Here is a 26,032-nt window from a genome sequence, read left to right as displayed (position 1 = left end):
ATGTCGCTGTTTCTTTCTAAACACACGCGGATATTTATCGCAGGGCACCGTGGAATGATTGGCTCGGCGTTTGTCAGGCATTTTACTGCAGCGGGTTTTACCCAGTTAATTCTTCGTGACCATGAAGAGCTGGAGTTGACCAACAAGCTGGCTGTCGAGGCATTTTTCGCCGATCAACGTCCGGAAATAGTGATTCTAGCTGCGGGTAAGGTGGGCGGGATTGTCGAGAATCTGACGTACCCTGCGGACTTTGTTACCTGCAATCTGGAAGTCCAGACCAATGTAATACAGAGCGCTCATCTTCACGATGCGCAGCGCCTGTTGTTTTTTGGCTCGTCTTGCATGTATCCCCGCGAGTGCGCACAGCCAATGGCTGAAGGAGCTCTTCTGAGTGGAAAACCAGAGGTGACCAGTATGGCCTATGCCATAGCGAAGCTGGCGGGTGTGCAAATGTGCTTGGCCTATAACCGGCAATTTGGCGAGCAGCGCTTCATTCCGGTTATTCCGAACAGTGTCTATGGTCCTAATGACAACTTTGACCCGCAGTCTGGGCACGTTCTTTCTGCATTGATTAATCGTTTTCACAGTGCGGTCCGGGCAGGCGATCAAATCCTGACACTCTGGGGTAGTGGACAACCAAGGCGTGAGTTTATCCACGCAGACGATCTAGCGAGCGCGTGTCATTTGCTGCTTAACACTGATCTTTCTTCTACCGAGCTACCGATTAACATTGGTACGGGCTCCGACCTGGCGATCAGCGAGCTGGCCCAACTGATCGGCGATGTTGTCGGTTACCGCGGCGATATCAATTGGGATACTGAGCGCCCCGACGGCACCTTGAGAAAACTGCTCGATAGTTCGCGTATTAGGGCCCTTGGCTGGCATCCGGGCATATCTCTTGAAAGCGGTATCCGCCAAACATATGCGTCTTTTTTGGAGAGCTGCCATGAATAACATTGAACCGGCTCTTACTGAACTGTTGCAGGAAAAAGCCAGCTGGGTTTGGCGGGAAACACTGAAAATCCATCAGCGGGCGCCTGAAACACGGGTGGCGTCGTCTTTGTCGCCCATCGAGATTTTCGTGACGCTCTATTACGGTGGTTTTTTACGCCAGAATCCTGCTGATCCGCGCTGGCCCGGACGTGACCGCTGCATCATCAGTAAAGGCCACGGCTCCCTCTGCATGTACCCGATCCTTGCTGATCTGGGCTATTTCTCGTCAACTGAGCTTGATCGCGTGTGCCAGGCAGGTAGTTTTCTGGGTGGTATTCCAGATCCAGTGATACCGGGTTATGAGACGATCAATGGTTCGCTGGGGCACGGCATCGGCGTCGGCGCGGGAATGGCGTTGGCGTTGAAACGTCGCGGGCGGGATCAGCGTGTCCATGTGGTCACCGGTGACGGTGAGTTGCATGAAGGTTCGAACTGGGAGGCGTTCATGTTTGCAGCACAACATCGTTTGGACAATCTCACAGTCCTTGTCGATAACAACCAGATCAGCATGCTCGGGGCGACGGACGATATTGTTTCCCATCGTGATTTGCATGCCAAGTTCACGGCGTTCGGATGGCAGGCCCAGGTAGTGGTTGATGGTCACTCGCCTCAGGCCATTTCCAATGCTCTGACTATCAGTCGGGCATGTGAGAAGGGGAAGCCACAGATCATTATCGTCAACACTCGCAAAGGTCACGGGGTGCCTGGTCTGGAAAACGCGCCGTTGTCACACATTACCCCTATCGCTCCAGACCTAATTGAGCAGTTGCTGGGGGCCAGACAGTGAATATTATGCCGCCGTCGTTAAAGCCACGCGCGATGCGCGACACCTTGCTCTCGTCCATTCTCGAGGCAATGGTGAGCGATGATGTATTTTTTGTCACGGCAGATTTCGGCTCGCCGGTGCTTGATCACATCCGTGAACGTTACCCAAACCGGTTCGTCAATGTCGGCATCGCAGAACAGAACATGATCAACGTATCAGCCGGCCTAGCGCTTGAAGGCTTCAAGGTATTTGCCTATGCAATAGCACCATTCATCACAATGCGATGCTTTGAGCAGATTCGCGTCAATCTTGCCTTACTGTCGACGGTTCGTCCGCTCAACGTCAATCTTATCGGGGTCGGGGCTGGATACAGTTATGTTGTCTCGGGGCCGACCCATCAATGCTATGAAGACATCACGCTGATGCGCAGTATGCCGAACATGCAGGTGTTCTCACCCGCAGATCAGGTGACTTCCGGCATGCTGGCCACCGAGTGCCTAACGCGGCCCGGGATCAAGTACCTGCGCCTGGACGCCCAAGTACTTCCGGTGATCTACAGCCATGCCTTGCCTGACTTCAAGCGCGGTTTCAATGAGCACGGGGAGGGCGAAGAGCTCTGCCTTGTATCGACAGGCTATATGACCCAAACAGCAATCCAAGTGGCCGAGGACCTCGCCGGGCATGGACTGAAGGTGAGGGTAGTTGACTTGTTCGATCTGAGCCAGTTCGACGAAGAGGCCCTGGTCGCCCGGCTTCAATGTGTACGTGGGGTCGTATCGCTGGAGGAAGGATTCCAGGGGAGTGGAGGGCTGGACTCGTTACTGTTCAACCTTCTTTCACGGCGCGTGCCAGGCAAACCTTTCCTGAATATAGGCGTCGCTCCGCAGTATCGATTCGAGCTGGGCGACCGGCAAACACTCCATGAACAGGTGGGTATCGGTCGTCAGGCTGTTATTCAGAAAGTGCGGGACTTTCAACAATCACTTTGACCAAATAGGCAGTGGAGCATCCGTCAACGATGAAATACCCCCTAATGCGCAATAATATCTTGCGAGAAGACTTGGATGCAGTGATTGAACACCTGCGTCAGGATGACCCCAAACTTACTCATGGCGAGAATGTGAAGGCTTTTGAGGAGGAGTGGTCGCAATGGCTTGGGGTCAAGTACAGCGTTTTTGTGAACTCCGGTGCTTCGGCGAATTTGCTGACCATGGCGTTGCTCAAGCTTCGTCACCCGGAAGGTGGCGAAGTGCTTGTGCCATCGCTGACCTGGGTATCCGATATTGCGAGTGTTCTGCAAAACGGCTTCACACCGGTATTCACCGATATTGATCCTCGTACGCTCTCGATGGATCCGAAGGAGATCCTGAGCAAATTGAACGATCGTACCCGAGCCGTGTTCCTGACTCACGTGCAAGGCTTCGACGGTATCGACGACGAGGTGATGCAGGAACTGGAGCGTCGCGATATTCCGTTGATTGAAGATGTGTGCGAGTCCCACGGTGCTGAACATAACGGGCGCCGTCTGGGGAGCTTGGGCTGGGTTTCCAACTTTTCGTTCTACTATGCCCATCATATGAGCACCATCGAAGGTGGCATGATTTGCACTAATGACCCGTTGGTTTATCAACAAGCTCGCATGTTGCGCTCCCACGGTATGGTACGGGAGTCTAATGATCCTGAGTTACGGGCTCAGTATCAGGAGGGTAACCCTGAGCTCAATCCCGACTTCATTTTCGCTTTTCCCGCGTTCAATACACGAAACACCGAAATTGGCGGGATCCTCGGGCGCAAGCAACTCAAGCGATTATCCGCGAACGTGGAGCGTCGTACAGAGAACCTGCATCGGTTTCTCAAAGGTATTGATCCGCAGAAATACCGCACTGATTTCAAGCTAGAAGGCTCGAGCAACTACGCATTCAATCTAATTTTGCGTGAGCCGGATAATGCAATGGTAGAGCGGCTCATGACGCACATGAAAGAAGGTGGTATCGAGTTTCGTAGGGGCAGTGCAGGCGGCGGCAATCAGCTGCGCCAGCCGTACCTCAAAGGCATTGTGTCGTCGGACTACTACCTTGAGTTTCCGGAAACCGAGCACATCCATTTCTACGGATTCTATATCGGTAATTTCCCAGATTTGCGAGACGAGGAAATTGACGATTTGTGCCACTTCCTCAATCGCGTATAGCCCATGACTGTCACGACCGCGATCATATTGGCCGGAGGATTGGGGACTCGCTTGCGCAGTGTCGTATCTGATGTGCCAAAGCCCATGGCGCCCATCAATGGCCGTCCGTTTCTCGAGTCGTTGATGGATTACTGGATCGATCAGGGCATCAGTCGCTTCATTCTGTCAGTGGGCTATCAGTGCCATGTCATCACCGAACACTTCGGCAGCGCTTATCGAACTGCCGAAGTGGAGTACGCGATTGAATATGATCGTCTCGGAACTGGCGGTGGCTTGCTGCTGGCTGCGTCGAAGTTGCGGGATGAGGAAGCGTTTCTAGTGCTTAATGGCGACACCTTCTTTGCGGTACCACTCGCGGCACTGGATGGGTTTGCGCGGCAAAGTGTCGCGGATTGGGTGTTGTCTCTGTTTCGCGCAACCGAAGCGAATCGATATATGGGGCTTGAGCTGAACGAAAGTCAGCACATCGTCTCATTGGCCTCGCAGCGCGGGGAACTGGGGGGGCTTTCTAATGGCGGTGTCTACTGGGTGCGTCGCAGTAGTTTGACTGACATACCATTCACTGTGGGTGAAGCTCTGTCGTTGGAGGATGAGCTTTTACCAACCTTACTTGGCCGCGGTACTCCTTTATCGGGTTTCGGTGTCGATGGCGTTTTTATCGATATCGGTATTCCCGAGGATTACCAACGCGCGCCCCTTGTATTGACTGCAATTTGAATCGCAGGCATGAGTCTCCTGGGAACAGGAACTTATGCCTTCACATCATTTAAATATTTGAAGAAGGTAGCAGGCGATGAGCCATAACATTCTCGTGACCGGTGGTGCTGGCTATTTGGGGGCTACTCTCGTCCCCGCATTACTGGACGCAGGACATAAAGTCACTGTGTTGGATAACTTCCTGTTCAAGCAAGCGAGCCTGAACCATATATGCCATGCGCCCAACTTCAATGTGGTGAAGGGAGATATTCGTATTGAGAGCGTGATGAAGCCGCTGCTTAGCAAGGTCGATGTGGTCATTCCGCTTGCGGCGTTGGTCGGTGCCCCGATGTGCAACGCCGATCCGGTAGGGGCTTCGAGCATCAACCACGACGCGATTGCGATGATGCTGCGATTGTTGTCACCTGAGCAGGTTGTGCTCATGCCAACCACCAACAGTGCTTATGGTACGGGGGATGCCAACAATTTCTGCAGTGAGGAGTCACCCCTGCGGCCGATTTCCCAGTACGCCAAGGAAAAGGTTGAAGTCGAAGAACTGCTGATGCAGCGGGAAAATGTAATCAGCTTCCGTCTGGCAACGGTTTTCGGCATGTCTCCGCGGATGCGCACGGATCTTCTCGTCAATGACTTCACTTATCGTGCCGTCCATGACCGCTTCGTCGTACTGTTCGAAAGCTCATTCAAACGAAACTACATCCATGTACGCGATGTGGCGCGAGCGTTCCTGCATGGTCTAGACAACTTTTCAAACATGAACGGTGAAATCTATAACGTCGGCCTTTCGGACGCTAATATTTCCAAGCGTGAGTTGTGCGAGCGAATCCAGAAGCAGATCCCGGATTTCGTGTTCCTTGAGGCTCCGGTCGGGAAGGATCAGGACCAGCGCAACTACGTGGTATCCAATGCAAAGCTGGAAGCGACCGGCTATAGCACCTCAATCTCTCTGGATGACGGCATCAAAGACTTGATCAAGGGTTTCACCATGATCAAGAACACGGTTTACGGCAACGTTTGACTGTCGTGATGTACTAGGCAATATAAGGACTGTCACTTGGCTAGCCATCTTTCTGTGAGGGAACTGCTGCGTAATGTGATCCGACATCGTGCCATGATCCAGGCGCTTGCTATGCGTGATCTACAAAGTCGCTATGTTGGAACGCTTGGGGGCTTGATATGGGCGTTCGCTCATCCGATCGCGATTGTCGTGGTGTTTTATTTCGTCTTTGCGGTCGGCTTCCGTTCACAGGCTCCCGTGAACACACCCTTTATTCTTTGGTTCGTCTGTGGCCTGGTGCCTTGGTTCTTTTTCAGTGATGCGTTGCAGTCGATCACCTATTCGGTCACCCGAAATGGTCATCTGGTCAAAAAAACGGTGTTCCCCACGGAGATCTTGCCGTTGGTCCATCTGATGTCAGGTCTGATTCCCCATGGGGTATTCCTATTGGTACTGGCGGGTTTGATGTTGTTCTATAACGTGCCAATGTTCCCGGCGCGCTTGCTGTTTGTCTATTACATGCTATGCATGTTTCTCATGTTGCTGGGGTTAGGGTGGCTGCTTGCTGCATTGCAGGTATTTTATCGGGATATTGGTCAGGCTCTGACGATTCTGCTTAACCTATGGTTTTGGAGTACCCCCATCGTCTGGTCTCCGGAGATCATGCCACCGGCCATAGCAGAATGGATGGTTTATAACCCCATGAACTACATCGTTCAGGGATATCGAGAGGCCTTGATTTTCCAAACGGTTTTATTGCCACCGCTGGATCAGACCCTAGTGTTCTGGGGAGGCAATATCATTCTGTTGTTTCTGGGGGCTTTCATCTTTCGCCGGTTGAAGCCGGAATTCGCGGATGTTCTGTAATCGCCATGCAAAACGATATCGTTATCTCTGTGAAGAACGTCTCCAAAAAATTCAGATTGTTTTCTTCGCCCAGGCAGCGCCTGATTGAAGGGCTTCACCCTTTGCGCAAGCAATACCACAAAGAGTTTTGGGCATTGCATGATGTTTCCTTCGAGGTAAACAAAGGCGAGTTCATCGCGATCTTGGGGCGTAATGGCTCTGGCAAGTCGACGTTGTTGCAGATCATTTGCGAGGTGATGCAGGCAACTAATGGCAGCACCCAGGTGAGCGGTAAGATTTCTGCATTGCTGGAGTTGGGGGTGGGTTTTAATCCCGAGTTCACTGGGCGAGAAAATGTGATTCTCAATGGTTCGATCATGGGTTTCAGTCGTGCTGCGATGGAGGCCAAGATGCCTGAAATCGAAGGGTTTGCAGAAATAGGCGAACACTTCGACCAACCCGTGAAAACTTACTCTTCGGGAATGTTCGTAAGAGTGGCCTTTGCGGCCGCCATACATGTCGATCCGGAAATCCTGATTATTGATGAGGCGCTGAGTGTCGGGGATGCTAAGTTCCAGCATCGGTGTTTCCAGCGTATTCGCGAGTTCGTCGAACAAGGTAAGACCATCCTATTCGTTTCCCATAGTGCCGATACGGTGTTGCGCCTTTGTCAGCGGGGTGTGGTGATTGAGCATGGCCGTGTGTCTTATGACGGTCCTATTGTTGCCGCGGTCAATCACTATCAGAACCTGTTGTCCGGAGGGGCTGAACAGACACAGTTGGAAGATTCGCCCGCCACGCCGATCGAGGTCACGTCAGGTGAGGCGGAGCGGTTGCTGGCTAGTGGAAAGGCCGACCTAGTCTGCAGCAGGCCTTCCTACAATGCCCACGAAACACGGCTGGGCAGCGGTGAAGTCAAGATTATAGATTTTGAAATTCTGGCGGATGGTCAAAGTAACCCGCCTGCCATCTCTTCGGGCCAGACGATAGAACTGTTAGTCAAAGTACTTTTCCACAAAAAGCTGGATAGCGTTTCTGTTGGATTTGCCATTGTGTCCCTCGATGGTACCTATGTCTTTGGAACCAACTTGTTGATGCTCGGAGCCCCCTTGTTGTCAGCAGATGCGGGGGAGTGTCTGGTTGTCAGATTCTCTTTGCATGCAGGGCTGGTAGGTGCCGAGTACTTTCTGGATCTTGGCTGCACTCAGGTTACCCCAGAAGAAGACCGTTTTATGGATGTAAGACGTTCGATGGCATGGCTCAAGTTTGCCACAACCCCGGGGATTGTTGGTTTTGCCAATCTGCAGGTCAAACATGATGTTTTGTCCATGTCTGGCCGGCAGGAGGGAGGCTTATGATCTACACGCACGTTGAAGGGGCAGCATGATGAGCAGGTTGGCAGTGGCCGTTCCATGGAACCAGAGCCATTACATTCCTTTGTCTGGATTTCATCCGTTGTACAGCGGGCTGTTCGATCCGGCACCTTTTGGGGTCGATATCAATGGGTGGGACAATGTCGCCCTGCAGAACATGCTTGCCAACTCTGATGATTTTCGCAATTGGCTCCTATCGGGACTGGCCACACAGGCCGATCATCAGGGCGTACTACACATTAGTGGCTTTGGAGTGGAAAACCGACGGTTGACCCAGATGCTGCCGGGGGATATTGAGCTTTTCCATTCTGCTCCCTTTCCCAGTCTGACCCGACCTTTCTTGCTGCATTTTGAGTCGTTACGCTCGTTGTTTTCACCGTGGGCGGCGGGGTCAGATTCTGTCGAGGAGAAACTGCCGCTGATTCGCGAGTATTACCGGAATTTGCTGGGTGGCCCCTTGTGTCTGGGGGTTTTTTCCCATCAGCCTACCGCCCTGACCGCATTGAGGGATTTTTTGGGATCTGCGCAAATGGAGTCTCGACTATTCACGACTTCCATAGGACTACCAGCACCAGAAATCCGCTTCGAGTGTGTGCTTCTCGAGAGGCCATCGCTCTCTCTTCCCCGTTTTATCTTTGTTGTTACCTCGGGCCATGAGACTGACTTTTTTACTTGCGGAGGGCATCGGGTATTACGCTTCTGGCAAGCCTTCCTTGCTGGAGGGCATAGCGCGACCCTGACCATGGCTTGTGAGCGCCCTAGTCCAGAAGTGCTAGAGGCGGCGGGTGTGGATAATGCTTTCGTAGGCCGCGAGACAGGTCACAGCATTTTGTGGACGGGCTCCTCTCTTGCAGAGCTTGAGACCCTGATGGCAGGGTCGCATGTCTTCCTGCAGCCTGCTGATGTGCTGTGCACGTTCGAAACTCTTCGGGCGATGAGCCTGGGCTGTGTTCCGGTGATCGCGGCGGTCCAGGGGAGCACAACGCTACTTCTGGATAATAGGCAGGGGCTGACGGTTGGCGCTGAGCCTGCAAGCGCAAAACCTTGGGAAATACCAAAGCGAACTGATCATGAGGATGAGCAGATCATTCAGGAGCTGTTGCGCCGCATTCCCGAATTGCTAGCACCACCGCTGTACTTTGCGCTGCAACAGGCCGCTCACCAGCGGAGCATGACAGACTTCACTGCGAAGGCTTTTGCACAATCGTTTTGGGGGCGTGCTCTCGAGCTTTACATCGCCAGCAAGAGTCCGACGCCGCCTGTCTTGAAGGCGCCTCCGATTCCATTGAGTCAGTACCTGCTCGACGCGCAAGGTCTGCGCCTGGCTTTCAGCATGTCTGCACATCCGCGATTGCGAATAAATACCGGTTTGTACAGTGTTTGGTCCCAGGGTGCGTATTTCGCACTTCTGAAGGGCTGCCCGATCATGGCAACTCAGGATTGGTCAGTAGTGGTTCAGTACAGCCAGTCGCAGGTCGAACCCATGGTTCTAGCAAATAGCCTGCCCGAACTGATGGGGAGATACCTGCCGCAGCCCGTGACACCGCTGGAGCCCAAGGGCTCGGAGACGCTGAGGCTGCTCTCCAGACTCCTGATGCGGTTTCCGCGGTTGCACAGTCGTTGTTCGCAATGGCTGCGGCAATATCGTCGCCTAAAAAAAACGCTGTCAGCCTCTGGCGCAAACTCAGTGGAGAGCATCGGACATCATCCATCTCCCGCCACCCCGAAATATAAAGGTGAGCCGCATCTGGTCGTGGATGGGTTTCATGGTTTCAGCATCATTCTTTACGATGGGTGCTTTCACGCAGTACTGCAGAGTGATGGAGCATTGACCGCCGAGAGGCTGGATAAGGGGCTCTACAATCGATGCTACTCGGACACCGACCTTCAGGTGGTCAAGCAGTTTGTAATTGCCGGCCTGGCCGAGAAGGGCTCGGCTGTGTGCCTTGACAAGACGATGGACAAAGGATCGGTATGAGCAAATTTCACACCAGACCAGCGGTTCACCTCTGGGTCTATAATCACTCATTCTTTGGCATCAGTGATCAAGTCGATTTCCTGGTGCTCGCATTGCAGCAGCAGGGCTATTCGGTCAGTGTCGGTAATCAACCCCATGAAGAACGCCTGAATATAGTGATCGAGAATTTTTCCGAGCACTCACGTGACACCCTTATTGATTTCTGCAGTACCCACCAAAAACGGGTCGCAGTGATCATGACCGAACATCTCGATTTCGTTGACGATAGGATCTTCATCCACGGCGATCCTCTCTGGAACAACAATGATTACATGCATCCGACCATGCAGGTGGCGCGCATCCAGCATTTGTTCGAGTGCCTCCCGTACATCTGTAGTTTTTTGATCCTTGGTGATCTTCCCGAGTTGATCAGCATGGACAAGATGTTGCCGGGTGTTCCGGTAAGAACCATCAGCTTTCCGATGTTGGAGTTGGTCGAGTCGGTTTCAGGGACCGAAGTACCGGCGACTGACTTATTGTTCACAGGGGCTGTCACGGATTATCGAGGCAAGATGCTCGACCTGTTGCAGGATCAAGGATTCTCGCTTGCTTGTCCTCACCGCTTTGTATCCCATGAGGAACGCGATGCATTGAATCGCGCATCTCGGCTGATACTCAATATCCCGCAACGTCTGGAGTGGCGCTGGCTTTCTCTGATGCGCATCATCGCGGCATTGCGAGTCGGTCGGGTAACCGTTTCCCTGGGAACGGCGGATACGTCGCAGATCGCTGCCTGCTGCCCTCAGATCGAACTGGGCCCCGATTGGTTCGAAGTGCTAAGGACCCATGTTCAAGATGCTGAGGCCCTGTATATAGAAATGCATGGCCGTTATCACGCAATGGCTGAGAAGTTCGCCCGCGAGAAACCTTTCCCGCACGATCTCTTCGCCTATTGGCAAATGACCGATCACGTAACGTCTTCGTCCACAACTCAGAATCTGGAAGTGAATAATGGAGGATGAACTGTCCGCAGTTACAGGCACTGCAAAAATGTTCAAGGCGAGTGGCTCGGAAGGCGATAATCACTCGAATGAAATCACCCTGATATCCCTGCTCTTGCCGACTCGGGCTCGACCCGAGTTGGTCAAACGTTTTTTTGAAAGTGTCGTGAGTACCGCAGCGAGTCTCGACGCCATCGAAGTCATCCTTTACGTCGATGATGATGATCCGGGAAGCCATGGACTAGATGGAGGGGCCCTGCATACAGTGCGGATCATCGGTCCAAATCAGTCCATGGGCGCTTACAATTCCGAATGCTATCGAGCTTCCCGTGGTCAGATCATTGTATTGGTCAATGACGACATGGTGATGCGGACTGTTGGCTGGGACAGTGAAGTGCGTTCGATGCATGAGCGTTTTGCCGACCGGATATATCTGGGGTATTGCAATGACCTGCTAAAGAAAGGCGGCTTAGCGACTTTTCCGATCCTATCGCGCAGCACCTGTGAACTGCTTGTCGATCCTTACCCAACGGCTTATGCGGGGGCCTTTATCGACGTTCATCTGTTTGACATCTTTAAACGTATTCAGCATCAGGGATTTGATCGGTTTATCTATCTCTCCGATGTGGTCTTCGAGCACTTGCACTACCGTACGGGTAAGTCTGTCTATGACGAGACATACAAAAAACGCGGGCGTTTCCAAGACGATTCGATATTCATCAGATTGAGTACTCACCGGCGAGATGCGGCAGTGCGGCTCCTCAGAGCGCTTCGAGATGAACCGATCGGTTCCCCAGCGGTGCCGGAGGAGTTGGGCGATACACCGGCTATAAACCGCAGTGCATTGTTTTTTTACTTCAAGCGGATATTCCTCGATGCGGATCTACCCCTTCGCTGGCGCACATACCTGTGGGTCTGGTTCACGCTACGTCATTCAGCGGCCCATGGATTGCTGAAGCCTTTCATCAAGGGTCCGTAAGGTCAGTATTGGTTCAGTAGACAATGTCATGGACTACGGTTCTCGAAGCTAACTGTGCAAGCCAACTGCCTCCCGGAGGGGCGACACTAGAATTATTTTAAGGAGCAGCTTGGTTTATGGCCTGGTTTCATTTTTGTACCGCCAATCACCATGAAGTAGGTAAGTCTACGTTGACTGATATGGCTGATTGGTTCGAGGCCGGGCTGCTCGATTTGGGGCATAAGGTCACTTTTTCCGCAAGCAGCGTAGAAAGGTCGGCGATTAATCTGTTTTGGGAATATTTCGAACCCGGGATGGCCGACGCGCTTATCCGATCCGGTGTCGACTACGGAATCATTGCCACGGAAATACCGGATGGTCAGGGTTTCAATTGGCGAGACGAGCCCGAGTGGGTAACGAGGTTCAATACATTTGCCGAAGTGGCACAACGTGCCAAGTTCATCTGGACGATGGTGGAAAGCACGGTGCCGTTCTATGCCAGGTTTTGTCCAACGGCATTTATCGAATTGGGATTTTCGGAGCGACTCATTCCTCTTCAGGCGAATGACAGCCCTCAATATGATTTTTGTTTTTTTGGGCTAAGGACCCCCTATCGAGAGAAGGTGGTGGAGCAGTTGGGCCAATATGCACGTATTGAATGGCCTGTGGGCTTTCTTTCTGCTGACAGTGTTGAGCAGCTCATTGGCAACAGTCGGATCGGCCTGAACTTCAAGCAGTCCGATCAATGGCCGATACCTTCTCCGACTCGCCTGGGAAGGTTGATGATGGCGAAACGGGCGGTGGCTGCGGAATATGTGCCTGTACCCACTCGGCAGGGTGATATTGCGGGTATCTGTCCAGAGAAGATGCCGTTTCACGAGTACGCCTTGAGTATTCTTGACTCTGGCTGGGACAGAAAGGCTGAGACGGTTTTTGAGCTTTATAAGGCTAGCATGCCGATGGCGCACATCATGGAACAGGTATTGGACAGGACCCTTCTTCATTCCCTCGATGGCAGTGCATCGGGAACAGTGCCGCTGAAGTTGTTGCCCCCGATGTTGGTTGAGGAAGATCCAATCTGGAATTTTGTTTGTTGGGGGGAGGAATATTTCTCACTAAAAAAGGAGTTGGGAAACGTGGATGTGACACTGGGTATTGAAACCCTCCAATACCTGTACAAGGCGGGAAGCATCTTGCACGCTGGCAGCCTGTCTGAGCTGCATCGATTGATCGAGCAATAGCAACTGCTGGCGCACTCTCCAATAAGTACCAATGTAGCCGCCGCTTTTTGCTGATTTTTTTTGGCCATCTTAGATTAGCTTTTTACCATGGATGGTTTTTGGTTTTAGAATTACTATTTTTATAGATTGTTAAACGCTATAAAACGTCTTGGTGGGACATGAAATACTAGGCACTGCATGAAGAAGATTTTTAAAAGCGAGAATGCTTAGCTTGTTTCTCGCCTTGTCGATATTTGTCTATCATATTCCCCAGCGTCATTTTTATTGGCTTCATGTACCTGTTTCGGCCATATTATTTTTCATGGTCTTTGATTTCTATATGGCCTTGGTGGTCAATGATAAATATATGAAAAATTATGGCGAGTGGATCACCAATTTTTATCCGCCAAGCGTGTTCAGGATTTTAAAAATTTATCTGGTCATACTTGTTTTTTTGTCTGCCGCTTGTCTTTCTGTACTGGTAAGAAAAAACCGCCTTGACCGTTGGCTGGGTTCACGGAATGGTTGTCGGTGTAATACTGGAGAAAGTGGGGCTGCCGATAGGGATTTATTCAACTCAGATGATCATCATCGGCGTTTCACTGTTGGTGGGCGAATTCGTGTGCATTGCAATAGAGTCTTTGCTTGAAAGCTGGCGACACCGCAGGACCGCTGCCTCTGTCCCCTCCGAGGTGAACTCAAGTTCGTGAAGGCCGTTCAAGTAGGTGAGTGTGGCGAGCATAGCTCTTAGCTTTTATATTTGTTGTTGTGATGACAAACAAGCCCTTGAAGTCCCACCTGCCAGACTCGTAATTAGTTTCTCTTTAATTGTTTTTGTTCGTGATGTTTTGCAAATTCGAAAAGCCAGAATGTCAAGCAGCGAGAGGCGTTATTTAACTCACAAGCAATTTAGATGAGACCTGAAGTACTCAATAACAAATGCGCACCCAGTTGCTTGCCAATCGCTGCCGCCATTCGCAACTATCGGCGCATGGCGGCTACCTAACCGCAAAGCCGAAGAATTGGCTGTGCCATCCTGCAGGAGCCTCTGTACAGCTGTTAGCCGCCAGAAGCACATTCATGCAGTATGGTGGCGGTCAGGCCTGGATTGAGGCGCGGCCATCTAAAAGTCACTGCAACAGTTAATTCAAGCCGTCAAGGCATTACGTTTGGCGAACTCGGCCAGGTCCACCAGGGACGTGGCATTCAGTTTCTGCAGCAGACGGGTCTTGTAGGTACTGATGGTCTTGTTGCTGAGGAACAGCATTTCGCTGATCTGCTTGTTCGAGTAGCCCTGGGCCAAGTGCTGCAAGACCGTCAACTCGCGATCAGTCAGGGATTGAATCTGCATCAGTTCGGTGAGTTGCTCCGCCGGATTGACCGTGTCCGAGGCCAGTGGAGGAAAGAAGGTATACCCGCTGTCCACCGCCTTGATCGCGGTAATCAGATTGTCCATGCCTTCTTCTTTATTGACGAAGCCACGGGCACCGAGCTGGATACAGCGTCGGCACACCGAGTCGGCAGGTTGCGAGGTCAATATCAATATTTCGCTGCGCACGTTGAGTGTCTTGATTCGGGTAATAACGTTGAAACCATCCAGTTTTGGAATGCCGATATCGAGAATCACCACCTGCGGTGTCAGCTCACGTACCAACTGAACTGCATCGATACCGTTGTCGGCTTCACCGACCACACGCATACCGTTTTTTTCCAACAGAGCCCTGACGGCGAATCGAATCACCGGATGATCGTCAACTATCAGAACACTATGCATGGTGTTGTTTAACCTCTCGAAACACGTCGGTCATGGGATGTCTTATTGGGAAAAAAAGCTGACGCCATTATTAGCCGAGTCGGACAGCGGAGTACTTGCGCCTAGTTTAGCTTCGGAAAATTCTTGGATGACATAGGAAATTTCCCATTTAGGCCTCAGATGCAGCCTCGCACACTGATCATCCCCCCCTTTTGTGTGTAGACCTGCGATGCAAGACTTGATTGTTTTGGTGCTCGAGGATGAACCCTTCCAGCGTCTGGTCACCGTGACCGCGCTGGAAAAGCTGCTGCCGGGCCGCGTGCTGCAAGCAGCGGACGGCGATAAAGCGGTGGCTATCCTGGCCGAGTGCAGCCACGTGGATATTGTGCTCTGTGATCTGAAAATGGCCGGGATGGATGGCCTGGCCTTTCTGCGTCATGCCAGCAACAGCGGCAAGGTGCGGGGGGTAGTGCTGTGCAGCGAGCTTGAACCTATCCTGCGCCAGGCCACGGTGTCGATGATCCACTGCCTGGGCCTGCCGTTCCTCGGTGATTTGGGCAAGCCCTTCAACATGGAGGGCTTCTGCCTGCTGGTCAAACGCTACCAGGCGCGTTGCAATGCTGCGCCCATTTTGCTGTCGCCGGCCGAGATGCCAACGCTGGGCGACGTGCGACAGGGCCTGGACGACCACCAATTCGAGGCCTATTACCAACCCAAAGTCACCCTGCATGGGCAGGTCCTGGTCGGTGCCGAAGTGCTCGCGCGCTGGGCGCACCCGCAGTTGGGGATCTTGGCCCCCGCGCACTTTTTACCGGTGATGGAGCAGCACAACCTGATCGACAGGATGTTCTGGCATCTGTTCGAACAGGGCCTGGCCCTGCACCAGCGGCTGGCGGCCCAGGGCCGGGGGATCAACCTGGCGTTCAATCTGCACCCGGCGCAGTTGGCCAACGCCGTGTTGACCGAGCGCATTCCGATGCTGCTCAAGCGTGCCAAGGTGCCGCCGGCCAGCGTGATGTTCGAGATCACCGAGTCCGCGCTTATCGGTGCTCCGGCCAGCAGCCTGGAGAACCTGGTACGGCTGCGGATTCTTGGCTGTGGCCTGGCCATGGATGATTTTGGCGCCGGCTATTCGTCCCTGGATCGGCTCAGCGAGCTGCCATTCAGCCAGATCAAGCTCGACCGGGCGTTCGTGCACAAAATGCAAAGCCAGCCCCGGAGTGCCGCGATCGTCAGTTGCTCGGTGGCACTGGCGCGGGCACTGAACATTTCGCTGGTCATTGAAGGTGTGGAAACCGTCGAGCAACAGGCTCGCCTGATCGAGTTGGGTTGCAGCATCGGCCAGGGCTTCCTGTTCGCCCGCCCCATGCCGGAAAATCACTTTATCGACTACTGCCTGGGCCGGGCGGCAAACCAGAATGGGCCGGGTAACGATGATTAAGCCTGGCCAACGGCTTTGATCTATTATTGCGCGAGCCGCGACGGCTGCGTTTACCCACAACCGGCTCCCGTATTCCCAGGCATTTTCGGTCTCTGAACTCCCATGTATTTACGTTCTTTCTGGCTGTGCTTGTGCCTGCTTTCCATCAGCGCCTCAGTGGTCGCTGCTTCGCCGGGTCTAGTGCCCAAGGCGCTCTCCAGTCAATTGCGCATCGACCGTCACGATATGGCGATTTCGCCTGACGACTGGCGCTGGCTGCGGCACAAGGCCGAACTCAGGGTCGGTGTGTCGCCCAGCGAGTCGCCGCCATTCTCGGTCAATGCCCAGGACAACCAATACGAGGGCATCAGCGCCGATGCCACCCACCTGGTTGCACAGTTGCTCGGCGTCCAAGTGAAAATCGTGGCTTTCGCCAACGATCAGGATGCCGAGCAGGCCCTGCAAGCGGGCAGCATCGATATGGTCAGTCGCCACGGCAGTTCGTTGCCACGCCAAGACCTTATTTTCAGCATGCCCTATGCTCGGGACCGGCTCGCGCTGTTCAAGCGTAACGCCGAGCCACAGCATTCGCCCCTTGATCTGGCCGGCGTGCGCGTGGCTGTCACGGGTGAGCACCTGACGGAGTTGCAGCAGCGCTACCCGGGTGCCGATTTCAGGGTTTTTGCCAGCCATGAGCAGGCGATTGCCGCCGCTGCCTTTGGCCAGGCCGATGCTTACCTCGATGACCTGTACAGCGCCTATTACCAGATCAATCGTTCGTTCTACGGCTACGTGCGCTTCGAGCGTTTTGCCGATTTGCCCCTCGGTGGCTACAGATATGCGCTGCGGGGCGACAACACTCGCTTGCAGCACCTGGTGGATGTGGCCATCGAGACCATTGGTCATGATCAGTTGAACATTCTGGCCAAACGCTGGGTCGGCAACAGCTTTATCCCCGGCGAAGAGCCGATCCATCTGACCCCGGAACAGTTGCGCTGGATCGAGCGGCACCCGGTGGCGCGACTGGTGATCAATGACGACCTGCCCCCCGGTGCCTATTTTGATGCCAATGGGGTCTTTTCCGGCAGTGTGATCGATCTTCTGGAAGTGATCACCCTGAGTACCGGCCTGGACTTTCAAGTGGTCTCGCGCAGCGGCGGGTACCCGCAGATCATCCAAGCCCTGCAACAGGGCGAGGCCGATCTGGCGCTGATGACGGCGAGCCCCGAGCGGGAAGACTACCTGCGCTTTTCCAGGCCGCTGATTGCCGGCCCTTTTGTGTTGCTCAGCGATATCGAGCAGCAAGGCAAGTTGGGCGATCTGGTGAATAAGCGGGTGGCCATTCCTTCCGGTCACGTCGCTCTGCAGCGGCTGCGTCAAAGCTATCCGCAAGCGCAAGTGATCGAAGCCGGCAGCACCCTGGATTCGATGAATCTGCTCTACGAGGGCAAGGCCGATGCCGCCGTTATCGCGCTGCCCGCAGCACGCTATTACACCGAGCGACTGTTTCGCGACAAGTTGGTCATCAACCATGTAATCGATCTCGGGCCGAGTACGATCAACTTTGCGTTGCGCCGCAGCGATGCGGAGCTGCAGTCGATCATCAACACGGTTTTGCAGAACATTGCGCCGGATGAGTTGAACGCGATCTCCAATCGCTGGCGCTCCCCGCCAGGCATGAGCGGGCAGACTTGGGTCGATTATCAGCGGGTGATCAGCGAGGTAATCGCCGGTGCTGCGCTGCTGGTGCTGTTGTCCCTGGTTTGGGTGATTTACCTGCGTCGACAAATCAAGGCGCGGCGCACCGCCGAGCGGATGCTCAACGATCAGTTGCGGTTTGTCGAAACCTTGACCGACTGCATGCCGCCGCCGCTGTACGTCTGTGACACCGCGGGCCGCGTGCTGTCGTGCAACCGCAGCTACCTGAAAAGCGTCGGTCTGGGCAGAGAACAGGTGCTGAACAAAGCAGTGCAGCAGTTGCCTGCGGAAAACTTCGAAGGCCCGCCTGATTTCCATCGTGACTACCAACGAGCCCTGGACGAGGGGCGAACGGTCGAGTCGGTGCATGCCGTTCAACTGCAAGGCCGGGAAGTCTGGATCAGCCACTGGGCACATCCGTTTCAGAGCGCCCAGGGCGTTCTTAAGGGTGTGATCTGCGGTTGGGTCGACATCACCGAACACCGTCACCTGGTGCAGCAGTTGCAGGAGGCGAAAAACCACGCGGACGATGCCAGCCGGGCCAAGACCAGCTTCCTGGCAACCATGAGTCATGAAATTCGCACGCCCATGAACGCGGTCATCGGCATCCTGGAGCTGGCGCTCAAGCGCGCCGACAGCGAGCCCATCGACCGTGCGAGCATCGAAATTGCCCACACTTCGGCCAGAAGCCTGTTGGAATTGATCGGCGATATCCTCGATATCGCCCGTATCGAATCGGGCCGCCTGAGCCTCTCGCCCAAGCGCGCCAACCTGCGCGAACTGGTTGAATCGGTCGCGCGGGTATTTGAGGGGCTGGCGCGACAGAAACGCCTGAACCTGGTGCTGGAGATCGACTCGAGCATCAATTGCGATGTTCTGGTCGACGCCCTGCGGTTCAAGCAGATTCTCTCCAACCTGGTCAGCAATGCGATCAAGTTCACTGAAGAGGGCATAGTCAAGATCAGTATTGTGGGCAGCTTGAGCGACAGCAGCCTGCTCAATGTGAGTATCCGTGTCGAAGACAGCGGCATCGGTATCAGCTCGGTCGATCAGCAGCGCCTGTTCCTACCGTTTTTCCAGGTGCAGCGCACGATGCAGCACTCTGAAGGTACGGGCCTGGGCCTGGTGATCTGTCGCTCGCTGTGCGAAATGATGGGGGGCCGGCTGAACATCAGCAGCACCTTGGGTCGGGGTACGCAGGTCGAGATCGAGCTGCGGGTGCAAGTGCTCGAGCCCATCAGCGTCACGCAGCTCTCGGCGCTACCAACGTCCCCGCAGCGTTATCGCCTGCAGGTGCTGGTGGTGGATGATCATCAGGTCAATCGCCAGGTGCTGTGCCAGCAACTGGAGTTCCTCGGCCACGATGTCGGCGAGGCGGAAAACGGCCAGAAGGCCTTTGAATACTGGAGTGAACAGCCTTTCGATATTGTCATTACCGACTGCCACATGCCGCTCATGAATGGTGTCGAGCTGACTCGTGCAATCCGCCGTATGGAGCAGGAGCGGGCGTTGGAGCCCACCGTGATTCTCGGCCTGACCGCAGACGCCCAACCCGAAGAGCTTGAACTGTGCATCCTGGCGGGCATGAACGATTGCCTGATCAAGCCCATCGGGATTGATGACCTGGACGCTCGCCTGCTGGCGCTGCACCAGGCCGATCAGCTCGAACATTCCTCCTTGCAGCCACTGGACGCGACACACGGGGTGGCGCAACTGGTCGATCTTGGCCCGCTAGAGTTGTTGATCAGCAGCGAACCGGTGAAATTCCGCCAGATCCTGGATGAACTGATCAACAGCAATCGCAAGGACTGCCAACGGATGTTCACGTTGTTGCAAGAAGGCGAGATCGACAAACTTTCGGAGCTGGCGCATCGCATCAAAGGTGCTGCGCGGGTGGTGATAGGCGAGCAGTTGGTGGAGTGCTGTCGGCGCCTCGAAGCGGCATGCGAAGACTCGCAAGTGACATCGGCGCAGCTCAGGCAGGCGGTGGAGGAGGTCGAAACAGCTATCAATGCGCTGGAGCGGGCGCTGCTGAATCTCCAGCAGCGCTGAGGGGCTGTATCAAATGGCGCTATGCATCCACTCATCCCAAAACCGTAGTGTCTCGGCATCAGTGCCAAAGCCGGCGCCTTTGTCCAGGGTACAGAGCTCAAGGACCGTGTGTGTTCTTGAGTTAAACAAGGGGGGATTTATAACGGGTCAATGTTTAGAGGTTTATTGTTTTATGGGGTCGAATTGCTTTTCTTTGATAAACAGCGCGGGAATAACTCCGCAAATGAAATAGGCCGCCCCCATGATCAAGAAGCCGGTTCCAATGGACGCATAGGTGGCCAGGAAACCTATGGTTGCCGGAGCAATGGCGGCTCCAATACGCCCGATGTTATAAGCACCGCCCACGGCCGTTCCTCGAAACTTTGCCTCAAAGCTTTCTGTCATGTAGGTCGCGTTGACGGCATAGGGGATCCCGTACAGAAACCCAAAGGTCACCATTAGCGGCAAGATTGTTTCCGGTGTTTGAAACAACACGATGATGGGCAGGAATGCAGCGGTTGACAGTGTCCCAAATGCAAAGGTGGCTCGGCGGCCGAATTTATCTGCGGCGATGCCGGCTAATATTTTGCCTAATATCATGGCGGTGTAAGTTCCAACCATATAGGAGGTCATGGACTTGAAGTTGATCCCCAGTTCACCTTCGAGATATGAAGGCATCCAGTTGTTCACGCCAAAGTAACCAAACTGCAGGAAGCAGGCAGTGAGCGCCCAGAACATAAACATGCGGTTGGCGGCCGGGTCATTCCATATCTGTCTGAAGGTGCCAGCGCTTTTGCTGGGGGTGCATGTTCGCGGTTGAGTCCCTTTGTTTTTCAACCGCTCGGCGCGTGCTTTTAACCAGGTGTCTGATTCCGGAACAAAGATCTGCATGAATATCGCGAGCACCACGGGAATCGCGGACACATAAAATAACCAGCGCCAGCCGTGCTCGGGCAAGATCCAGCCCGCAAGCAAGGTCGCGACTATATAGCCGACCGAGTAGCCCGCCTGCAGGGTGCCAAGGACCGTGGTCCTATAACGTGTGGGCACGTATTCCGCCATAAGTGTCGTACAGGCCACATAAACCGCGCCCAAGCCCAGGGATGCGATAAAACGTATAACTGCAAATTGGCTGTAGCTATTCGCCAGCCCCAGGGCACCGCTGGCCAGGCTGAATAACACAATGCTCCAGATGATGGTCTTGACCCTGCCGAGGCGGTCACACAACCATCCACCGTAAATGCCACCAATGGCCATGCCGGCCAATGTCAAACTGCCTAAAGTCCCGGCCTCAAGACTGCTCAGCCCAAACTCTGATTTCAGGCTGCTTAAACTATAGGAAAGGAGCATCAGGTCGGTGCCGTCAGCGACTAGGCAGATAAAGCAAAAAAAGAAAACTGCAATCCAGGTTCGATCTTTATTCAGTGTTAGTGCTTGTGTCTGAGCAATATTGTTCATAGGTATGCCTGTGTTTTTTATTTTTATAAGGGTTTGACGTGCTATGGGGTAAACATCTATCGGCACAGTGCGAGGTTGTGACTCGCCATCACGCCACTATCGTTAGTCGCTTTGTTGAAGTCGCTCAGGACCGCTTTATGTCATTTGCAACTAATGGTGCCTGTCAGGTCCGTTTGTAGTGCGTGTTATTTGTATTTCGCCTGGGGCCACGACTTTTAGTTTGAAGGGTGATTTGAAGTGTTACTCGGGAACTTCAAGCCTGCACGTTGAGCGTTGCTCTCGTGCGGAGGCGCGTAGGTCTCCAGTGGATTTACAGCGTTCACGGCGTAGGGCTTTTTTGCTTTGGGCGATTCCAGATCACGCCGGCAGCAGCCAAGTGTCGCAACTCATCAGTCGAGAGGTTGATCCACTGGCTCAGAATTTCTTCGGTGTGCTGGCCAAGCCTTGGCGGCTCGCGACGATAGTCGGCAGGTGTCTCGGAGAGCTTGCCAGGATAGGCCAGGGTGGGGATGTCTACGTTATCGTCTCGCACGAAATGGTGGACCGATTTTCTTGCTTCGATAAACGGGTCGGCAAAGACCTGGTCGATGGTGTTGACGGGGCCTGCCGGAACCTTGGCAGCGACCAGTTGCGCTATCAGTTGGTGACTGCGCCATGTTCCTACGATCTCTTCAAGTTCGGCTTCCAGTGCATCACGGTGAATGACGCGTCCTGAGTTCTCCATGAATCGCTCGTCAAGCGCGAGGTCGGGGCGCCCCAGCACCTGGACCAGTGCTTTGAACTGGTGGTCGTTGCCCACTGCGATGATCAGGTCGCCATCCAGGCTTTCGAACGTGCGATACGGAACCACTGTCGGGTGCGCATTACCCATGCGCCCCGGCACTGTGGCGCCCACCAGCCAGCTCATGGCCTGATTGGCGAGCATGGCAATCTGGGTATCGAGCAGCGAACAGTCGATGTGCTGGCCGATGCCGGTTTTCTCTGCGTGACGCAGGGCGATCAGCACCGAGACGTTGGCGTAGATACCGGTAGTCAGGTCGGTGATGGCGACCCCGACCTTGGTGGGAGCGGCATCCCGATCGCCGGTGATACTCATGAGGCCGCCCATGCCCTGGGCGATGAAGTCATAACCGCCGCGGTCTGCGTACGGGCCGTCCTGGCCGAAGCCGGTGATGGAGCAATAGACCAATTTAGGGTTGATGACTCGCAGGCTCTCGTAGTCGAGCTGGTATTTTTTCAGCCCGCCGACCCGGAAATTTTCAACCAGGATATCGGCCTGTGCCGCAAGGCGCCGGATCAGGTCGGCGCCTGCCGGGTCAGCGATATCGATCGCCGCGGAGCGCTTGTTCCTGTTGCAGCCAAGGTAATAGGCGCTTTCACCTGGCCCGCCCTCGCTGTCCTCGGGAAGGAATGGAGGTCCCCACCTGCGGGTGTCATCACCCACCCCGACCATTTCGATCTTGGCCACGTCGGCGCCGAAATCTCCCAATATCTGCGTGCACCACGGGCCTGCCAGTACGCGGGAGAGGTCCAGTACAAGCACGCCCTCCAAGGGGCGCTTGCTGGTGTTCGTGTTCATTTGTCAGTCATTCCTCATCTCTAGAAAAAACAGGCCTCCGTCGTTGTCGGCGGTGTGAGTCGTGTTGTGGATGTCGAAGCTACTTCAAGTTGATTTTGTTTTCAATATGGAGAATGCTATTCAGCATGATGACTAAAACAAGGTGTTTCAGTTCTATAGATAATCAGGAGTAGGCTGTGATTCCCGTGGGCTGCCAAGGCTGTATGTCGACTTATCCTTATTGTTTGTAGGATTTTTCGTTGTTTTTAAGCTTTGTCGTGCAAAACAAGATGGCCAGGGATAGAGGGTTCCGCGTTTTGCAAAATTTCCGATTGCTGATTGAGGTTCAGAATGGTGATTTTAGAAAGCAAGGTAATTGTGGTGACGGGCGCCGGTGGTGGCATCGGGCGGGCCATGGCGCTGGAGATGGCGCGCGCCGGTGCGGCGGTGGTCATAAACGACGTCGGCGTGTCACTGGGAGGTGAGGGCGGTTCCTCCTCGCCGGCTGAGGAAACCCTGAAACTGATCGAGGCCGAAGGCGGGTGCGCAGTCATCAATACCGACAGCGTTGCCGAGTGGAGTGGCGCGCAACACATCATCGCCTGCGCGCTGGACAGCTTCGGTCGGATCGACGGCGTGGTGAACAACGCGGGGATTATTCGTGACGTGATTTTTCACAAAATGAGCCCGCAAGACTGGTTGTCGGTGATCCAGGTTCACCTCAACGGCAGTTTCTTCGTCAGCCGTGCGGCGGCCGAGCACTTTCGCCAGCAGGAAAGTGGCGCCTTCGTGCACATGGTCAGCGCCTCCGGGCTGATCGGCAACGTCGGCCAGGCCAACTATTCGGCGGCCAAGCTGGGCATTGTCGCGCTCTCCAAATCCATCGCCCTCGACATGCAGCGCTTCAACGTGCGTTCCAACTGCATCGCCCCATTTGCCTGGAGCCGCATGACCAGCGCTATTCCGCAAACGAGCCCGCAGGAGACGGCGCGGGTTGAGCGCCTCAAGCAGATGACCCCGGAAAAGAACACGCCACTCGCCGCGTACTTGCTGTCCGATCGGGCCAAGGATGTGAACGGGCAGGTGTTCACCGTACGTCGCAACGAAGTGATGCTGATGAGTCAGAGCCGCCCGCTGCGCTCGGTGCAACAAAGCGAAGGTTGGAGCCCGCTGAGCATCGCCGAACATGCCATGCCGGCGTTGGCCGATGGCTTCACGCCCTTGCAGGTGAGCTCCGATGTGTTCTGTTGGGATCCGGTCTGAACGCTCGGTCAGCAGCCATTCAATAAGGAGATAGAGCCATGAGCTTCAAGGGTCCGCAACAACGCTGCCTTGCCCGCTTACCGGAGGCTTGGCGATGAGCACTCAGCAACCTGAGGCAATCCAGGCCTGGCTGGGGCGCCGCGAAGTGTGCGAGGCGCTGCTCACCGAGCAGATGCTCGAGGCCTATCGTGCCACCCTGGGTCCGCATCTTTGGCAAACCGAAAGTCATGCGCCGCCGGGTTTGCACTGGTGCCTTGCTCCGTCCACGGCACAGGCCGGCATGGATGAGCTGGGGATTGATGGGCATCCGCAACGTGGCGGTTTTTTACCGCCGGTGCCTCTGCCTCGGCGAATGTGGGCGGGGGGTGAAGTGCACACCCTGGCACCGCTGCCACTTGGCCAGCGTATCCAGCGGGTGTCGACCATTGCCGATATCCGCTTCAAGACCGGGCGCAGCGGCCAGTTGTGTTTCGTCACGGTCGAACATGAGTTGTCCTGCGCTGGGAGGTTGGCCATTCGCGAGCGCCAGGACATCGTCTATCGAGGCGCCGCGACCTGCACTGCGGGCCCAGCCGAGGCAGCACCGCCGCGGCCGGGCCAGCGGCAATGCTGGGTACAGACGCCGCCAACGCTGCTGCTGCGTTACAGCGCACTGACCTTCAATGCCCACCGCATCCACTACGACTTGCCCTACGCCACCGGTGAAGAGGGTTACCCCGGGCTGGTGGTCCATGGGCCGCTGCAGGCCAGCGTGCTCTTCAACCTGATGGCCAGCCATGCCGGGCGGGTGCCGCAACGCTTTGCCTACCGTGGTCTAGCCCCCTTGATTGGCGGACGGGCATTTCGTGCCGCGGTGGATTGGCAGCAGCACGGAGCCAGTCTTGAGGGGTGGACCCAGGATGCGGATAACCAGGTGAACATGGAGGCCAGTGCGACATGTTAAGCAGCTCTTTTCGGGCGCCGATTGCGGCCTTGTTTGTGCCGGGCGATCGCCCCGAGCGGTTTGCCAAGGCTGCCGCCAGTGGGGCCGATACCGTTGTTCTGGATCTGGAAGACGGCGTGGCGCCGGCCGCACGCGACGTAGCTCGGCGCTCTGTGGCTCTGCATGGGATTCAATCGGTGCCGGTCATTATTCGGATCAATGCCGCCGCCAGCGAGGCCTTCGAAGGCGATCTCATCGCGCTGCGCGCTGCGCGTTTTGATGGGCTGATGCTGGCCAAGGCCGAAACGGCCGCCGATATCCAGCGCGTGCACGATCTGCTGGGGTACCAGGTGCCGGTGATTGCACTCGTCGAAACCGCCAACGCCTTTATTGACCTCGCCGGCCTGCTTCAGGCCCCGGGTGTGGTTCAAGCCGCCCTGGGTGCGCTGGATCTTGCCCTGGACCTGGGCTGCCAGCCGAGCTGGGGGGCGCTGGCTTACTGCCGCGGGGTGCTGGTATTGCAGTCGCGGCTGGCAGGCTTGCCGCCGCCGTTGGACGGTATTGCCACACGTTTTGACGACCCGGAGGCGGTGCACCACGAGGCATTGATGGCCGCCGGCCTTGGCTTTGGCGGCAAGCTGGCGATTCACCCGCGCCAGGTGTTGCCGATCAAGCAGGCGTTCGTGCCGGATGACCAAGCGATTGCCTGGGCGCGCGCTGCGCTGAAGGCCTGTGACAGCGGCGCTGCGGTGCAGCTCGATGGCGAGATGATCGACCGGCCGCTGATCGAGCGCGCACGACGCATTCTTGCCCGGGCGAGCAACACCGGGGGCTGCGCAGTATGAACGCCTGGTTCGGCACTGCCCGGATAGCCGCTTCCAAGCCCCCGGTCGAGGGTGCCTGGTCAAAGGTCCTG

The 26,032-nt window shown here is 55.1% G+C and carries 21 protein-coding genes; 18 read left to right on the top strand and 3 right to left on the bottom strand.

Features of this window, described 5'->3' with window-relative positions; genetic code table 11:
• From AC19YX_RS00935 to AC19YX_RS00875, 13 genes are all read left to right on the top strand, one after another.
• A complete protein-coding gene (locus tag AC19YX_RS00935; protein ID WP_500605446.1) occupies window positions 1-954 on the top strand; it encodes a GDP-L-fucose synthase family protein in 954 nt (317 codons plus the stop codon).
• Entirely contained in the window at window positions 947-1,780 is an 834-nt protein-coding gene (locus AC19YX_RS00930) for a transketolase (RefSeq protein ID WP_500605445.1), read from the top strand. The genes AC19YX_RS00935 and AC19YX_RS00930 overlap by 8 nt, the downstream gene beginning before the upstream one ends.
• A gap of 5 nt (window positions 1,781-1,785) precedes the next feature.
• Complete coding sequence (locus tag AC19YX_RS00925; RefSeq protein ID WP_500606125.1) at window positions 1,786-2,748, top strand: transketolase family protein; 963 nt, start codon at window positions 1,786-1,788, stop codon at window positions 2,746-2,748.
• Window positions 2,749-2,792: 44 nt separating this feature from the next.
• Complete coding sequence (locus AC19YX_RS00920; RefSeq protein WP_500605444.1) at window positions 2,793-3,947, top strand: DegT/DnrJ/EryC1/StrS family aminotransferase; 1,155 nt, start codon at window positions 2,793-2,795, stop codon at window positions 3,945-3,947.
• Window positions 3,948-3,950: 3 nt separating this feature from the next.
• Window positions 3,951-4,664, top strand: a complete 714-nt coding sequence (locus AC19YX_RS00915; RefSeq protein WP_500605443.1) for a sugar phosphate nucleotidyltransferase — start codon at window positions 3,951-3,953, stop codon at window positions 4,662-4,664.
• A 76-nt stretch (window positions 4,665-4,740) separates the two neighbouring features.
• On the top strand, window positions 4,741-5,679 hold the full coding sequence (locus AC19YX_RS00910; RefSeq protein ID WP_500605442.1) for an NAD-dependent epimerase/dehydratase family protein: 939 nt from the start codon (window positions 4,741-4,743) through the stop codon (window positions 5,677-5,679).
• Between the two features lie 36 nt (window positions 5,680-5,715).
• Entirely contained in the window at window positions 5,716-6,525 is an 810-nt protein-coding gene (locus tag AC19YX_RS00905; protein WP_500605441.1) for an ABC transporter permease, read from the top strand.
• A 5-nt stretch (window positions 6,526-6,530) separates the two neighbouring features.
• Window positions 6,531-7,862, top strand: a complete 1,332-nt coding sequence (locus AC19YX_RS00900) for an ABC transporter ATP-binding protein (protein ID WP_500605440.1) — start codon at window positions 6,531-6,533, stop codon at window positions 7,860-7,862.
• Between the two features lie 28 nt (window positions 7,863-7,890).
• A complete protein-coding gene (locus AC19YX_RS00895; protein WP_500605439.1) occupies window positions 7,891-9,855 on the top strand; it encodes a glycosyltransferase family protein in 1,965 nt (654 codons plus the stop codon).
• On the top strand, window positions 9,852-10,856 hold the full coding sequence (locus AC19YX_RS00890; protein ID WP_500605438.1) for a hypothetical protein: 1,005 nt from the start codon (window positions 9,852-9,854) through the stop codon (window positions 10,854-10,856). Before AC19YX_RS00895 ends, AC19YX_RS00890 begins: the two co-directional genes overlap by 4 nt.
• On the top strand, window positions 10,846-11,814 hold the full coding sequence (locus tag AC19YX_RS00885; protein WP_500605437.1) for a glycosyltransferase family 2 protein: 969 nt from the start codon (window positions 10,846-10,848) through the stop codon (window positions 11,812-11,814). The genes AC19YX_RS00890 and AC19YX_RS00885 overlap by 11 nt, the downstream gene beginning before the upstream one ends.
• A gap of 116 nt (window positions 11,815-11,930) precedes the next feature.
• Window positions 11,931-13,034, top strand: coding sequence for a CgeB family protein (locus AC19YX_RS00880; RefSeq protein ID WP_500605436.1), 1,104 nt, complete (start codon window positions 11,931-11,933; stop codon window positions 13,032-13,034).
• A 211-nt stretch (window positions 13,035-13,245) separates the two neighbouring features.
• A complete protein-coding gene (locus tag AC19YX_RS00875; RefSeq protein WP_500605435.1) occupies window positions 13,246-13,662 on the top strand; it encodes a hypothetical protein in 417 nt (138 codons plus the stop codon).
• 498 nt (window positions 13,663-14,160) lie between these two features.
• Here AC19YX_RS00875 and AC19YX_RS00870 read toward each other — a convergent pair whose 3' ends face one another.
• Complete coding sequence (locus AC19YX_RS00870) at window positions 14,161-14,787, bottom strand: response regulator transcription factor (RefSeq protein WP_020297990.1); 627 nt, start codon at window positions 14,785-14,787, stop codon at window positions 14,161-14,163.
• Window positions 14,788-14,995: 208 nt separating this feature from the next.
• Between AC19YX_RS00870 and AC19YX_RS00865 the strand changes: the two genes are divergently transcribed.
• Complete coding sequence (locus AC19YX_RS00865; protein WP_078473476.1) at window positions 14,996-16,207, top strand: EAL domain-containing response regulator; 1,212 nt, start codon at window positions 14,996-14,998, stop codon at window positions 16,205-16,207.
• A 102-nt stretch (window positions 16,208-16,309) separates the two neighbouring features.
• A complete protein-coding gene (locus AC19YX_RS00860; RefSeq protein ID WP_500605434.1) occupies window positions 16,310-19,936 on the top strand; it encodes a transporter substrate-binding domain-containing protein in 3,627 nt (1,208 codons plus the stop codon).
• Window positions 19,937-20,098: 162 nt separating this feature from the next.
• On the opposite strand, the gene AC19YX_RS00855 is transcribed toward AC19YX_RS00860, so the two are convergent.
• Both AC19YX_RS00855 and AC19YX_RS00850 read right to left on the bottom strand, forming a co-directional pair.
• Window positions 20,099-21,373, bottom strand: coding sequence for an MFS transporter (locus AC19YX_RS00855; RefSeq protein WP_500605433.1), 1,275 nt, complete (start codon window positions 21,371-21,373; stop codon window positions 20,099-20,101).
• Between the two features lie 319 nt (window positions 21,374-21,692).
• The gene (locus AC19YX_RS00850) at window positions 21,693-22,952 is read right to left on the bottom strand and encodes a CaiB/BaiF CoA transferase family protein (protein ID WP_500605432.1); all 1,260 of its coding nucleotides are present in this window, start codon (window positions 22,950-22,952) and stop codon (window positions 21,693-21,695) included.
• Between the two features lie 330 nt (window positions 22,953-23,282).
• On the opposite strand from AC19YX_RS00850, the gene AC19YX_RS00845 reads away from it, so the two are divergent.
• From AC19YX_RS00845 to AC19YX_RS00835, 3 genes are all read left to right on the top strand, one after another.
• Window positions 23,283-24,194 (top strand): SDR family NAD(P)-dependent oxidoreductase, encoded by a 912-nt coding sequence (locus AC19YX_RS00845; RefSeq protein ID WP_500605431.1) that lies wholly within the window; start codon window positions 23,283-23,285, stop codon window positions 24,192-24,194.
• Between the two features lie 94 nt (window positions 24,195-24,288).
• A complete protein-coding gene (locus AC19YX_RS00840; RefSeq protein ID WP_500605430.1) occupies window positions 24,289-25,137 on the top strand; it encodes an HTD2 family dehydratase in 849 nt (282 codons plus the stop codon).
• Window positions 25,131-25,961, top strand: coding sequence for an HpcH/HpaI aldolase/citrate lyase family protein (locus AC19YX_RS00835; RefSeq protein ID WP_500605429.1), 831 nt, complete (start codon window positions 25,131-25,133; stop codon window positions 25,959-25,961). The genes AC19YX_RS00840 and AC19YX_RS00835 overlap by 7 nt, the downstream gene beginning before the upstream one ends.
• Window positions 25,962-26,032 lie beyond the last annotated feature (71 nt).

The sequence above is a fragment of the Pseudomonas sp. MF09150 genome (assembly GCF_059862355.1).
This window is presented reverse-complemented; position numbering and strand designations above follow the sequence as displayed.